Source organism: Pseudomonas sp. IT-232MI5, from assembly GCF_949767845.1.
GTDB lineage: Bacteria > Pseudomonadota > Gammaproteobacteria > Pseudomonadales > Pseudomonadaceae > Aquipseudomonas.
Genome location: NZ_CATKQE010000061.1, coordinates 163,050 through 177,169, shown reverse-complemented (window position 1 = coordinate 177,169; position 14,120 = coordinate 163,050). Strand labels below are relative to the sequence as shown.

Annotated in this window: 11 protein-coding genes; 6 read left to right on the top strand and 5 right to left on the bottom strand. The window is 61.2% G+C overall.

Annotated elements, in window-relative coordinates; translation table 11 throughout:
- Positions 1-11: 11 nt before the first annotated feature.
- The gene (locus ACM6JQ_RS28745) at positions 12-809 is read right to left on the bottom strand and encodes a hydroxymethylpyrimidine/phosphomethylpyrimidine kinase (protein ID WP_414895083.1); all 798 of its coding nucleotides are present in this window, start codon (positions 807-809) and stop codon (positions 12-14) included.
- Between the two features lie 347 nt (positions 810-1,156).
- Here ACM6JQ_RS28745 and ACM6JQ_RS28740 point away from each other — a divergent pair, with 347 nt between their 5' ends.
- From ACM6JQ_RS28740 to ACM6JQ_RS28725, 4 genes are all read left to right on the top strand, one after another.
- A complete protein-coding gene (locus tag ACM6JQ_RS28740) occupies positions 1,157-3,511 on the top strand; it encodes a hybrid sensor histidine kinase/response regulator (RefSeq protein ID WP_007909651.1) in 2,355 nt (784 codons plus the stop codon).
- 95 nt (positions 3,512-3,606) lie between these two features.
- Positions 3,607-5,256: an acyl-CoA dehydrogenase family protein gene (locus ACM6JQ_RS28735; protein WP_095114034.1), complete on the top strand. Its 1,650-nt coding sequence runs from the start codon at positions 3,607-3,609 to the stop codon at positions 5,254-5,256.
- 192 nt (positions 5,257-5,448) lie between these two features.
- On the top strand, positions 5,449-6,948 hold the full coding sequence (amn, locus tag ACM6JQ_RS28730; protein WP_414895082.1) for an AMP nucleosidase: 1,500 nt from the start codon (positions 5,449-5,451) through the stop codon (positions 6,946-6,948).
- Positions 6,949-7,020: 72 nt separating this feature from the next.
- The gene (locus ACM6JQ_RS28725; protein ID WP_414895081.1) at positions 7,021-7,656 is read left to right on the top strand and encodes a pseudouridine synthase; all 636 of its coding nucleotides are present in this window, start codon (positions 7,021-7,023) and stop codon (positions 7,654-7,656) included.
- Here ACM6JQ_RS28725 and ACM6JQ_RS28720 read toward each other — a convergent pair.
- On the bottom strand, positions 7,651-7,860 hold the full coding sequence (locus ACM6JQ_RS28720; RefSeq protein WP_007909655.1) for a DUF2788 domain-containing protein: 210 nt from the start codon (positions 7,858-7,860) through the stop codon (positions 7,651-7,653). The genes ACM6JQ_RS28725 and ACM6JQ_RS28720 overlap by 6 nt on opposite strands.
- A gap of 280 nt (positions 7,861-8,140) precedes the next feature.
- The gene (locus ACM6JQ_RS28715) at positions 8,141-8,620 is read right to left on the bottom strand and encodes an Lrp/AsnC family transcriptional regulator (protein ID WP_008081091.1); all 480 of its coding nucleotides are present in this window, start codon (positions 8,618-8,620) and stop codon (positions 8,141-8,143) included.
- A 451-nt stretch (positions 8,621-9,071) separates the two neighbouring features.
- Between ACM6JQ_RS28715 and ACM6JQ_RS28710 the strand changes: the two genes are divergently transcribed.
- Positions 9,072-10,136, top strand: coding sequence for a DUF6515 family protein (locus ACM6JQ_RS28710; protein ID WP_414895080.1), 1,065 nt, complete (start codon positions 9,072-9,074; stop codon positions 10,134-10,136).
- Here the strand turns inward: ACM6JQ_RS28710 and ACM6JQ_RS28705 are convergent.
- Positions 10,130-11,038, bottom strand: coding sequence for a cation diffusion facilitator family transporter (locus tag ACM6JQ_RS28705; protein ID WP_123375878.1), 909 nt, complete (start codon positions 11,036-11,038; stop codon positions 10,130-10,132). The genes ACM6JQ_RS28710 and ACM6JQ_RS28705 overlap by 7 nt on opposite strands.
- Before the next feature lie 12 nt (positions 11,039-11,050).
- Positions 11,051-11,470, bottom strand: a complete 420-nt coding sequence (locus ACM6JQ_RS28700; protein ID WP_007909665.1) for a hypothetical protein — start codon at positions 11,468-11,470, stop codon at positions 11,051-11,053.
- A gap of 110 nt (positions 11,471-11,580) precedes the next feature.
- On the opposite strand from ACM6JQ_RS28700, the gene hrpB reads away from it, so the two are divergent.
- Positions 11,581-14,100 carry an ATP-dependent helicase HrpB gene (gene hrpB, locus ACM6JQ_RS28695; RefSeq protein WP_414895079.1) on the top strand — a complete coding sequence of 840 codons (2,520 nt, stop codon included), beginning with the start codon at positions 11,581-11,583 and terminating at the stop codon, positions 14,098-14,100.
- Positions 14,101-14,120: the final 20 nt, after the last annotated feature.

Genomic DNA, 14,120 nt, shown 5'->3' with positions numbered 1-14,120 from the left:
ACCTCACGACGTTACGAGCAGAAATCCAGCGGCAGGCGACGCGGGACGAACTGGCCTTTGCCCAGTTGTTCGGCATCGCGCAGGGTGCGCCAGGTGTAATCCAATGCACTGCGCACGGCGCTGGCGAGGTGTTCGCCCTGCGCCAGACGACCGGCCAATGCGCTGGCCAAGGTACAACCGGAACCGTGATAACTGCCCGGCAGACGCTGGCAGATAAAGGTTTCGCGCAGACCGTCGCGGCTGTACACGCGGTTATGGATTTCAGTTTCGTCGCCGTGGCCGCCGGTGATCAGCAGGTTTTTGACGAACGGCAGGAGTTTTTCTGCGCACTCGTCCGCGGTGCCTTCGGGCAGTTCGGCGAGGATGCGCGCTTCGGGAAGGTTGGGGGTGGCAATGATCGACAGCGGCAGCAGACGCTCGCGCATCGCATAACCGACTTCGTCCTTGCCCAGGCGACCGCCGCCACCGGCGCGCAGTACCGGGTCGCAGACCACCGGCAAGTGCGGGTGTGCAGAAAGCAGTTGGACAACAGTGTCGACCATTTCCAGCGAACCGAGCATGCCCAGTTTGACCGCCGCGACTTCGGAGTCGTTGAGCACGGCATTGGCTTGAGCCAGTACCCACTCACGGTCGAGGACGCGGAAGTCAGTGACGTTGACGGTGTCTTGCACGGTCAGGGCGGTGACGGCCGGAGCCGCATGGCAACCCTGCGCGAGCAGGGCTTCGATATCTGCCTGCAAGCCGGCGCCACCACTGGGGTCGTGGCCGGAGAGACAGAGGACAACGGGGCGGGAGCTGTAGATATTCATGGTGCGCGAGCTTACCACCAAAGCTGATTTTCGGGTGTGGGTGGAACAGCAAGATCAAAAGATCGCAGCCTGCGGCAGCTCCTACTAGGGAACGCATTCAAGTGTAGGAGCTGCCGCGGTCTGCGATCTTTTTGTCTACCTGACCGATCCAACAGCTCTAGCTCGCCGCTTTGCTCTGGAACGCCCGTTCTAGAGCCTTTGTAGGAAATATTTCGATGGTGCTCAATGGCCATCAACGGCTATGCTAGTCTGGATCCAAACCAATAACAGGTAATACCGGTTTTACGTCTACTCAAAGGGAATGGGGGGCTTCCTGACACAACCGGACGAGCCACGCTGGGGCTTCAATGCGCTATTTGCTGATGTTGCTGTTCTGCTTGCCCTTTATGGCGAGCGCCGTCGAATTCGACGAATTTACCCAGAGCCTCCCTCTGGGCCGATCACTGCAAGTGTTCGAAGACCCCAGTGGTCAGGCGAGCATTGCCGATGTTCGCGCGCAGGCTGCCGCCGGTAATTTCAAACCTCACGATAAAGCCACGCTCAATGCCGGATACTCGCGCTCGGCGTTCTGGCTGAAGATCGACCTGCATTACCGTCCGAGCAATCCCGCCGCCCAACGCACCTGGCTGCTGGAACTGGCGTATCCACCGCTCGACCATCTCGACCTCTACATGCCTGACGCCAGTGGCGACTACCGCCTCGTCCGGCAAACCGGCGACGCCCTGCCGTTCGCCAGTCGCGAGATCCGCCAGAACAACTATTTGTTCGACCTTTCATTCACGCCGAATCAACAGCAAACCGTGTACCTGCGACTGGCCAGCGAAGGCTCGATTCAGGCACCGGTGACGTTATGGTCGAGTACTGCGTACCTCGAAGACCAGCCGGTGCGCCTGTATGTGCTGGGCATCATTTATGGCGTGCTGTTGGGGATGCTGGTTTACAACCTGTTCATCTTCCTCAGCGTGCGCGACACCAGCTATCTCTATTACATCTTCTATATTGCCTCGTTCGGCCTCTATCAACTGTCGGTGAACGGTGCTGCAGTCGAGTACTTCTGGCCTGACAACCCATGGTGGGCCAACGCCGCGACGCCATTCTTCATCGGCTGTGCGGGGCTGTTCGGCAGTCAGTTCGCCCGCAGCTTCCTGCAGACCAAAAACCACAGCCGTTGGCTCGATCGCTTGCTGATTGCGCTGATCGCGTTCGGCGCGCTGGTGGTTGGTTTGTCGCTGATGACCAGTTACGCGTTGTCGCTGCGTCTGGCGACGATACTGGCGCTGACCTTTACGGTCGTGATTTTCGCCGCCGGGATTCTGGCCTGGTGGCGCGGCTTGCGGGTGGCACGTTACTTCATCATTGCCTGGTCGGCGTTCCTGCTTGGCGGCATCGTCAACACCCTGATGGTGCTCGGCCTGCTGCCGAATGTGTTCCTGACCATGTACGCCAGCCAGATCGGTTCGGCCATCGAAGTGGCGCTGCTGTCGCTGGCGCTGGCCGACCGCATCAACGCGATGCGTGAGCAACAGGCGCAGACGTTGTACGACGCCGGGCAGAAACTCGAAGTGCTCAACCAGCAACTGGCCCACAGCAACAAGCTCAAGGATGAATTCCTCGCGACCCTGACGCATGAACTGCGCACGCCGATGAACGGTGTGATCGGTTCGCTGGAACTGATGCAGACCGTCGATCTGGATCCGGAGCTTGAGCAATATCAGCAAACCGCCGCCGGTTCCGCGCGGGACATGATGCGCATGGTCAACGGCATCCTCACCCTCACCGAATTGCAGGCCGGCAAACTCAAGGCTGCTCCGGGCAGTTTCAGCCTGCGTGCGGTGGTCGAAGCATTGCGCGTGCAGTTCGACGGCAACGCGGCGAGCAAGTCGCTGGATTTCAAGGTTGAAGTACTGCCGACCTTGCCGGATCGCTTGTATGGCGACAGCGCCAAACTCGCGCAATGCCTGGAATGCCTGCTGGATAACGCGATCAAGTTCACCCGCGTTGGTGGTCTGGCACTGCGGGTTACCGGCAAACCGTCGACGGGCAATCGTTTGGCCCTGTCGTTTGCGGTGATCGACACCGGCATCGGTTTCACCGATCTGGGCGAGGCGACGATGTATCAGCGCTTCTTCCAGCTCGACGGCTCGATGACCCGCGAATATGGCGGATTGGGCGTCGGCCTGGCGATCTGCCGACAGTTGGTCGAGCTGCTCGACGGCAAGCTCACGCACCGCTCGGAACCCGGGCGTGGCAGCCGCTTCCAGCTGGATGTCGAGTTCGAACTACCGGTAATTGAACCGGCGTCGATCCCGGCGCCTTCGCGCCATTTTGTGCGCGCACCACAGGACTGCACGGTGTTGCTGGTGGACGACAACAGCGTCAACCAACTGGTGATGCGCGGCATGCTGCTCAAGCTCGGCTTCCGCGTGCGTACCGCCGATAACGGCGCGGCGGCGCTGGATTGCTTGCAGCGTGAGGCCTTCGATGCAGTGCTCATCGATTGCCAGCTACCTGCTCAGGAGGGCGCAGCGTTGTGCTGCCAGATTCATGCATTGCCGGGCTGCGCGAATCTGCCGGTGTTTATGCTGGCGCTGACCGTCGAGCGGGAACTTTGCACGCCTGGCGCGCCCATCGATTACTTGAACAAACCGGTGAAATTCGAAGAGTTGCAGTCCGCGCTGGAGCGCCGGGTGCTGTGTTGCTGACAGGGTAAAAGCGCCGCAAAATCGGCGGATATGACACTTTGATCGATCTTGGGGCGGTGCTTAACTGACCTTCTGGATGACCAAGGAGCCCCGTCATGAACCTGCATCAGTTCGCCGAAACCCACGAAGTCACCAACCAGCCGCCGTCGCTGGACGGCACCAATCTGTATCGCATCGACCTGCCATTGCAGGAGTGGTCGCGGCGCTTTGGTGCCGGGTGGGCGGAGTCGCGGATCGATGCCTACGGCGCGCTCGCCGGTGGCCCGCTGATGGAAGCCGGGTTCCTCGCCAACCAGAACAAACCGGTGTTTGCCAGCCATGATCGCTACGGCCATCGCATTGATCTGGTGGAATTTCATCCGGCATATCACCAACTGATGCGCACCGCGATTGAACATGGTCTGACCTCGCTGCCATGGACTCATCCGCAGGACGGTGCTCACGTCGCCCGCGCGTCCATGAGCTATCTGCACAGCCAGGCAGAGGCGGGCAGCGGCTGCCCGTTGACCATGACCTTCGCCAGCGTGCCGGCCCTGCGTTTGCAGCCGAATCTGGCAGAACAATGGCTGCCGAAAGTCCTCGCCACGGAATACGATCCGCGCAACGTCGGTATGGCGCACAAGGCCGGCGTGACCATCGGCATGGCCATGACCGAGAAACAGGGCGGCACCGACGTGCGCGCCAACACCACCAAGGCGTATCCGGTCGGCGCCAGTGGCCCGGGCGAGGCCTATGAACTGGTCGGGCACAAGTGGTTCTGCTCGGCGCCGATGTGCGATGCCTTCCTGACGCTGGCGCAGACCGACAAGGGTTTGACCTGCTTCCTGCTGCCACGCCATCGCCCGGATGACACGCGCAATCAGTTCTACATCCAGCGTCTGAAAAACAAACTCGGTAACCAGTCCAACGCCTCCAGCGAAGTGGAGTTCCGTGGCGCGCTGGCGTGGATGGTTGGCGAGGAAGGGCGCGGTGTGCCGACCATCATCGAAATGGTCGCCATGACCCGATTTGATTGCATGGTCGGTTCCAGCTCGCTGATGCGTCAGGCGCTGACCCAGGCCAGCCACCACTGCGCGCACCGCAAGGTCGGCGGCAAACTGCTCAGCGAACAGCCATTGATGCAAAATGTGTTGGCCGATCTGGCGCTGGAAAGCGAAGCCGCGCTGGCGCTCAGTTTGCGGATGGGCAAGGCGCTGGATCATCTGGATGATCGCCATGAAGCGCAATTCGCGCGGCTGGTGACAGCGGTGGGCAAGTATTGGATCTGCAAACGTGCGCCGGGGATGATCAATGAAGCGGCCGAGTGCATGGGCGGCGCCGGGTATGTCGAGGACAGCATCCTGCCGCGTTTGTACCGCGAGGCGCCGGTGAATTCGACGTGGGAAGGTTCGGGGAATGTGCAGTGCCTCGACGTGCTGCGCGCGTTGTCGAAAGAGCCGGGTGTGCTGGATGTGTTGTTCAGCGAACTCGGTGATGGACATGGTGACAAACGGCTGGCCGCGCATATTCAGCAATTGCAGGCGCAGTTCAAGGACACCAGTGATATTCAGTACCGGGCGCGGCAACTGACCGAAGACATCGCGCTCGGTTTGCAGGCCAAGCTGTTGCTTGAGGCCGGTAACTCGGCGGTCAGTGATGCATTCATTGCCAGCCGATTGAGCGGTGGCGGTCGCGTGTACGGCGCCTTGCCGCGTGGGCTGGACGTCGAAGCTATCGTCGCCCGCTCGACCCCACAAGGTTTCTGACCGCACTCTCCCCAACACTACAAAACCCTGTGGGAGCTGGCTTGCCAGCGATGGCGGCCTGTCAGTCAACACTGATGTTGCATGTGCCGGCCTCATCGCTGGCAAGCCAGCTCCCACAGGGGTTCGCTTTGTCTGAAAGATTTGGGTACACCCACAACGCCACTGTTCCCGTGACGCCACGATGCAGGCAAGATGAAGCTCTGCAAGTCAGAACACAGGAAGCTGATCGTGACCGAAGCGTTTATTGTCGTTCAAACCGCCGAACAAGCCGTGGATCGTCTGGCCGAGTTGCACGAGCGGGCCACCACTGCGCTGAACTCGGCGCTCAAGCGTTACCTCAAGGATCGCGTCGAACCCGACGCTGCGCAGCGTGCTCTGTTTCGTTATCCCGAACTGCGTCTGACCTACCATTGCCAGGGCGAAGTCCCACAGACCACCCGCGCTTACGCCAAGGTGCAATTGCCGGGCACTTATAGCGTCACCGTCACCCACCCGTCGGCGTTCCGCAAATACCTGCTCGAACAACTTGTGCCGTTGATGCATGACTTCACCGTGACCGTGGAAGTCGGCGTCAGCCAGCAAAATATCCCGTATCCGTATGTGGTCGAGCAGGGCGATGAGCTGGCTGGCTCCGGCGTCACCGCTGCCGTGCTGGCGCGGGTGTTCCCGAGTACCGACCTGTCCGCGGCCACCGACGGCATCGCCGACGGTCTTTACGACTGGGAAAACACCGATCCGCTGCCACTGGCCTTGTTCGACGCCGCGCGCGTGGATTTCTCGCTGCGTCGTCTGGTGCACTACACCGGCAGCGACTGGCGCCATGTGCAGCCGTGGATTCTGCTGACCAACTATCACCGCTACGTCGACCAGTTCATCGTCCATGGTCTGGAGCAACTGCGCAGCGACCCGCGTTTCGTGCGCATGGTCTTGCCGGGCAACGTGATCATCGAGAAGGGCATGGATCACGGCGAAGCGTCGGCGATTGCTGCCGGTGTGGTCTGGCACCGTTACCAGATGCCGGCCTATCACCTGATTGCCAGCGATGGCCACGGCGTGACCCTGGTCAACATCGGCGTCGGCCCGTCCAACGCCAAGAACATCACCGATCACCTGGCGGTGCTGCGTCCGCATTGCTGGCTGATGATCGGCCACTGCGGTGGCCTGCGTCAGTCGCAGACCATTGGCGACTATGTGCTGGCCCACGCTTATATGCGTCGCGACGGCATTCTCGACCGCGTGGTGCCGCCGAACATTCCGATCCCGGCACTGGCCGAAGTGCAAATGGCGCTGCAACAAGCAGCGGCGAATGTCACCGGCGAGAAGGGCGATGACCTGAAAAAACGCCTGCGCACCGGCACCGTGCTGACCTACGACGACCGTAACTGGGAATTGCGCTGGGCGCAGGAGCGGCCGTTGATCAACCTGTCCCGCGCCGTGGCGGTGGACATGGAAAGCGGCACGATTGCCGCGCAGGGTTATCGCTTGCGGGTGCCGTACGGCACGTTGCTGTGCGTTTCGGACAAACCGCTGCACAGTGAAATCAAGCTGCCGGGTTCGGCCAACGCCTTCTATGAACGCGCGGTCAGTCAGCACTTGAAGATCGGCATCGAAGCGGTGGACCTGCTGCGCACTGAACTCAACTCGCTGCACTCGCGTAAACTGCGCAGCTTCGACGAACCGCCGTTCCGTTAACGGTTAGTCGTGGTCATTTGGCGGTCGGGGTACTAGCATTGTCAGCCTCGACCGTTAGATGTTCTTTTCGCCATGTCCCGTCCTCCACGTCCACCTTCCCGCCGCCCTGGCGCGAAGCCTCAGTCGTCTTTTCCGCGCCGTGTTGCCAAGGCACCACCGGCCGAGCCGAAATTGATCCTGTTCAACAAACCGTTCGATGTGCTGACGCAATTCAGCGACGGCGAAGGGCGGGCGACCCTCAAGGATTTCATTGATGTGCCCGGCATTTATCCGGCCGGTCGCCTGGATCGTGACAGCGAAGGGTTGTTGCTACTGACCAACGACGGGCAGTTGCAGGCGCGCATCGCCGATCCGAAACACAAACTGGCGAAGACTTATTGGGTGCAGGTCGAAGGCGTGCCGACGGCCGAGCAGTTGCAGCGTCTGCGGGATGGTGTTGAGTTGAATGACGGCATGACCTTGCCGGCCGAAGCACAACAACTGGACGAGCCTGAGTTGTGGCCGCGCAATCCGCCGGTGCGCTTTCGCGCGACCATACCGACTTCATGGCTGGAGCTGGTGATTCGCGAAGGGCGCAACCGTCAGGTACGGCGCATGACCGCGGCGGTCGGGCTGCCGACATTGCGGCTGGTGCGGGTGAGAATTGGTGACTGGACGATCGAGGGGCTCGACCAGGGCCAGTGGAAGGAAGTGCCGGCGCGCTTATAGAGCGCCGGATTCGATCAGGCCGATCACCACACTCTTGATGATGAACGCGGCCACGCCCAGGCCCAGCACGAAGAACAGAATGAACGAGCCAAAGCGCCCGGCCTTGGACTTCTTCGCCAAATCCCAGACGATGAAACCCATGAAAATGATCAGGATGCTGACCAGGCCGGTCATCATCCACTCTTCTAATAATGCTGGATCCATTGGGTTTCTCCGGCGCGCATGGGGCAAAAAGGGCGCGGCGAGTATACGCCAAGGTGTGTGGGGTGACATTGATCTGGGTCTGATCCGAAGCCTTTGCCCTCACCCTAGCCCTCTCCCGTAGGGAGAGGGGACTGACCGAGGTGTCTGGCGTCATACATCGACCTGAAAGATCGAGTCGATTATGAATTCACAGCAGAACGCTCAGGTCGGCGTACTTCTTCAGCATCTCACGGTCGGCCCCCTCTCCCTCCGGGAGAGGGCTGGGGTGAGGGGCTTTTGATCAGTTGCGCAGGTGGGTCAGCGGCAGTTCTGTGCTGTTGAGCACCTGATTCAGTACGAAGCTTGAACGAACGCTGGTCACCCCTTCGATCCGGGTCAAATGCCCCAGCAACAGCTTCTGATAGTGATCCATATCCGGCACCACCACTTTCAACTGGTAATCGGCATCCACACCCGTCACCAGACTGCACTCCAACACCTGCGGCAACGTGCGAATCGCCGCCTCGAAGTTCTCAAAACGCTCCGGCGTATGCCGGTCCATGCCGATCAGCACATACGCCGTTAGGCTCAGCCCGAGCATCTTGCGATCGAGCAACGCCACCTGACGTGAGATGTAGCCGTCGTCTTCCAGTTGCTTGACCCGGCGCGAGCAAGGGGAGGGCGACAGACCGATGCGCTCGGCCAATTCCTGGTTGGAGATGCGGGCGTCGCGCTGCAATTCCGCCAAAATGCTCAGGTCGTAACGGTCGAGTTTGCTCATCAATCTGTCCTTGGTTGTAACTATTGCGGCGGATTATCTATCCAGGGTTAAAAATTGCGCAAGTGGTGTTTATTTCAGCAATCTTCGCAATCCTCTGCCGCCGTCTCAGGCCTATTCTTATCACCAGAATCACTGCTCGGTAACACAGTCCACGCGGCCCGCCCTATCCGGCCTGCCGCGGCCGCCACCCCCACCGGGGTTGTGCCGGCCCCCGAGCTGCACACTGTCCAGAAGACGGCGTGAGGTGAGCCGACGTCAAAAGCGTCGAGCCAGGACGAAGTTCTCTAGAAGGGAGGCCGACGGGTCTCCCTTTTTTCTTGCCTGCGATTTCATGCCTGGCGCTCAATAAATAAGTTGCGTGACTGATAACCTGTTGCAGAACCCGGTGTGTGTAATCCCGGTCTTAGCTACAAGTCCTCTTACATTTACAGGCCCCGCAGTGAGAAAAAGCATGAATTCGCGCATTTGGCGTCTGGCCAGTGTTGGTTTGCTGTGTGTGAGTGTCAGTGTGCAAACGCTCGCCGATGAGCCACAGAATCGCGGCCCGGAGGGCGGAGGCCACGGTCAGGATCATCAGGGCAACAATCAGGGCCGTGGCGGCAACAATCAGCCGCGTCCGCAGAACAATCCATCGCAGAATCAGCCGCAACAGAATCAGCCGCGCCCGCAGAACAACGAAATCATTCGTGGCGACAACAGCCGCCAGTTCGAGCACAACGGCAACAACAATGGCCAGTGGCAGAACCGCGATCAGAATCGCCCGGCCTACAACCCCAACCCGGTACGTCAGCCGCCACCACCGCCGCAACTGCCGGCCAACAGCCTACCGATCCAGCCACGGCCCGACGCCGTACGCCAGACTCAAGAGCCGCGTCAGGGTTACTACCGCGACGAGCGTCCGCAGAACGGTTACCACAACCAGCAATGGCAGACCAGCAACCGGCCCAACGACAACCGCTGGCCGGGGCGCCCCGACGGGCATGGCAACGGTTGGGGTCCAGGCCCGCAATACCGGCCGGGACATGTGATCGACCGCTTCCCGGATCGCGATTACCGCGTGCCGTATCGTGGTCAGGATTACTTCTTTTCCGGCGGCTACTGGTATCGCCCGCAAGGCCCGCGCTACATCGTCGTGCAGCCGCCGCGCGGGATTCGCATCCAGTATTTGCCGGATTACGCCCGTGAGGTGTGGATCGGTGGTTCGCTGCTGTTCCTCGCCGCCGGTTCCTACTACGCGTATCAGGAAGCGACGCAGGATTACGTGGTGGTCGAGCCGCCGGTGCAGCAACAGCCGCAGCCGCAATCCCAAGGCTATGACGTCGAAGCGTATCCGGCCAACGGCCAGTCGCCGGAGCAGGTGCAGCAAGACGGTTATCAGTGCTACCAGTACGCGGTGCAGCAAAGCGGTTTCGATCCGCGCACCGCGACGTATCAACCGGCGCCCGAAGTGGTGCAGGCGTACCGTCAGGCGCAGGGCAATTGCCTGAGCAGTCGCGGTTATCAGGTCAGTTACTGAAGCCGGGTTTGCGCCCGCTCTGACTTGACCACTTCCTGCGGGTCGGCGTGCACCAGCACTTCGGCCCGCGGGTAGGCCTTGTGAATGGCATCGGCGGCTTGGTCGCTGATGCCGTGCGCCACTGACAGGGTCAGCTCCCCCGGCAACTCCAGGTGCAACTGCACGAACCAGTGGTTGCCGGAAATCCTCGTGCGCAAGTCATGCGCGCCCAATACGCCCGGCACACTGCACGCCAGTTCGAGCATGTGCTGACTGACATCTGTTGGCAGTTCTTCATCCATCAACACCGAAAAACTTTCCCGGGCGATCTGGATCGCACTCCACAGGATATAGGCGGCAATGCCAAGTCCGAACCACGCATCCAGTTGATGCCAGCCGAACCCGGCCAACATGAGCGCCACCAGAATACTGCCGTTGAGTAACAGGTCGGACCGGTAATGCAGTGAGTCGGCACGCACGGCATTGGAACCGGTCTGCTTGATCACTCGATGCTGCAGCACCAGCAAGGCCACCGTCAGCAGCAATGAGAAAATGATCACGCCAATGCTGATCCACGGCGCGCCAAGCGGTTCCGGATGCTGGATGCGTTCATAGGCCTGAAGCGCGATCAACACCGCACTGCCGCCAATGAACAGCGCCTGCGCCATGCCCGCCAGCGATTCCGCCTTGCCGTGACCATAACGGTGATCGTCATCGGCCGGGCGCAGCGCGTAATGCACTGCCAGCAGATTGAGCAGCGAAGTGACGCCATCCAGCGCCGAGTCGGTGAGGCCGGCGAGCATGCTCACCGAACCGCTGAGCCACCAGGCGATGGCTTTAGCGATGATCAGCGTGCACGCCACCGCCACCGAGGCGCGGGTCGCCAGCCGTAGCAGGCGGGCGTGTTCGGGGCTGGATGTCATTTAACTTCCTTTTTAAGCGGCGGGTTGCAGGCCGAACATCGCCAGTTGTTGAGTGCTGCCCTTGTGTTGAATCAGGCGCGGGTCATCCAGTGGGAAATCTCGGCCCAACTCGCTTTCGAGAATAGCCTGCAACTTGTGATTATCGACTTGACCGTCCGGGCCAATGGCTTGCTTGAGTTTGGCCGGATCGATCTGCGCGGTGTGGCCCGGTTCGAAATAGATCGCGCCGGTGGCGAAGTCGACGGCAAACGCGATCAGCCCGGGAATGACGTAGAACAGCAGGCCCACGGCGTCGAGCACGGCAATCGCCGGGTCGATCTTGCCGTCGATCTGACCGCGCCGGTCCGGGTAGAAAATCGAACCGCACGCGGTGATTTGCGTGAGCAGGGTGGCGACCAGTACACCGCCGATCAGGCGAAAAGGTAAGCGCATGGGGAAATCTCCTGATTGATCTAAGAACGAAGCGTCGTCGTGTGAAGTTAAGACCCTGACGAACGCCCGCCAGTTCGCCGTTATACTCGGGCCTCTGTTTTGGAGCCAGCATGATTTCTTTGCCAATCGATGACGTTTTACCCGCTCTGCGTGAAGCCTTGGCGACGCGCCACGAAGCCGTGCTCGAAGCACCGCCCGGCGCCGGTAAAACCACCCGTGTGCCCTTGGCCTTGCTCAATGAAGCGTGGCTGGCCGGGCAGACCATTCTGATGCTCGAGCCGCGCCGTCTCGCCGCGCGTGCGGCGGCAGAACGTCTGGCCAGTGAGCTGGGCGAAAAGGTCGGGGAAACCGTCGGTTATCGCATCCGTCTCGACAGCAAGGTCGGCCCCGATACGCGTATCGAAGTGGTCACCGAAGGCATTCTCACCCGGCGTCTGCAGGATGACCCGACGCTGGAAGGCGTGGGTCTGCTGATCTTTGACGAATTTCACGAACGCAGCCTCGACGCCGATCTGGCGCTGGCCTTGAGTCTGAACGGTCGCGAGCTGTTCCGCGCTGAACAGCCGCTGAAGATTTTGCTGATGTCGGCCACGCTCGAAGGTGAACGTCTGGCCGGGTTGCTGGATGATGCGCCGATCCTGCGCAGCGAAGGCCGCATGTATCCGGTGACGATGCGCTGGGGCCGTCCGTTTCAGCCCGGCGAATACATTGATCAACGTGTCACGCAAACCGTGCTTGAAGCGCTGCACGACGAAACCGGCAGTCTGTTGGTGTTTCTGCCGGGGCAGGCCGAGATTCGTCGCGTCCACCAGCAATTGGCCGATGCCATCGGCTCACGCAGCGATGTATTGCTGTGTCCGTTGCACGGTGAACTCGACCTCAATGCGCAACGTGCGGCGATCGATCCGGCGCCGGCCGGGCAGCGCAAAGTGGTGCTGGCGACCAATATCGCCGAGACCAGTCTGACCATCAACGGTGTGCGCGTAGTCATCGACGCCGGGCTGGCGCGGGTGCCGCGTTTCGATCCCGGCAGCGGCATGACGCGTCTCGATACCCAGCGGATTTCCAAGGCCAGTGCCACTCAGCGCGCGGGCCGGGCGGGGCGACTGGAACCGGGTGTTTGTTATCGCTTGTGGTCGCAGGATCAGCACGAACAATTGGCAGCGTATGGCAGCGCGGAAATTCTTTCGGCGGATCTTGCCAGCCTCGCCCTGCAACTGGGGCGCTGGGGCGTGACGCCGGGCGAACTGGTCTGGCTGGATGTCCCGCCAGCGGCGGCTTATACGCAGGCGCAGGATTTGTTGCAAAGGCTTGGCGCGCTGGAAGGTGAAGCGCTGACCACTCATGGTCAGGCCATGGCTGAGTTGCCGGCGCATCCACGCATCGGCCATTTGCTGCTGCGGGGGCAAGCGTTGGGTCTGGCCAACATGGCGTGCGATGTCGCCGCGTTGCTCGGCGAGCGCGATATCTTGCGTGGCGCCGGGGCCGATCTGCACAGTCGGCTGGTACTGCTCTCGGGTGAAGAACGTGCGGCTCGAGGTGCGCAGGGTGGTGTGCAGCGCGCCAAGCAACTGGCGCGGCAATATCGCGGTTACTTGCGCGGCAAGGCCAGCGAGCCGGTCAGCGATCCCGATCATCCGCGTTGGCTCGGCGCCTTGCTGGCGCTGGCGTATCCGGATCGCGTCGCGCAACAGCGGCGTGCCGGTGGCGCCGAATATCGCCTGGCCAATGGTCGTGCGGCGCTATTCGCCGAAGCCGACAGCCTGATGAAAGAGCCGTGGATCGTCATTGCCGACCTCGGCAGCCGTCAGGGCCAGCGCGAAGAGCGGATTTATCTGGCGGCGGATTTCGATCCGGCGCTGTTCGATTCAGTGCTCGCCGAACAGGTACGCAACGTCGATCAACTGGACTGGGACGAGCGCGAAGGCGTGTTGCGCGCCGAGCGGCAGCGCAAGGTCGGCGAGCTGATTCTCAGCCGTGAACCGCTGACCGGTCTCGATGAAAATGCGCGCAGTCAGGCACTGGTCAATCTGGTGCGGCGCAAGGGACTGGAGCTGCTGCCGTGGACGCCGGAGCTGCGCCAGTGGCAGGCGCGCGTGGCGTTGTTGCGGCAGTTGGAATTGAACAATCAGGACGACAGTCAATGGCCGGATGTCAGCGATGCGACGTTGCTCGATACCCTCGAAGACTGGCTGATGCCGTATCTGGGCAAGGTCTCGCGACTCAGTCATTTTGCCAATCTCGATCTGTCGAGCATCGTCCGCAATCTGCTGCCATGGCCGCTGCCGCAAAAGCTCGATGAGCTGGCGCCGCATCATCTGAGTGTGCCGTCGGGGTCGTCGATTCGTCTGGACTACAGCGAGTTTCCACCGATTCTGGCTGTACGTTTGCAGGAGTTGTTCGGGCTGGCGGACACGCCACGGATTGCGGGCGGGCGGCAGGTGGTCAAGTTACATCTGCTGTCGCCGGCGCGGCGGCCGGTGCAGGTGACGCAGGATTTGGCCAACTTCTGGCGCAGCACCTATGCCGAGGTGAAGAAGGATTTGAAGGGCCGCTATCCGAAGCACTATTGGCCGGATGATCCGCTGGTGGCCGAAGCGACCGCGCGAGCCAAACCGCGCGGCACCTGAAGAGCAAAAGATCGCAGCCT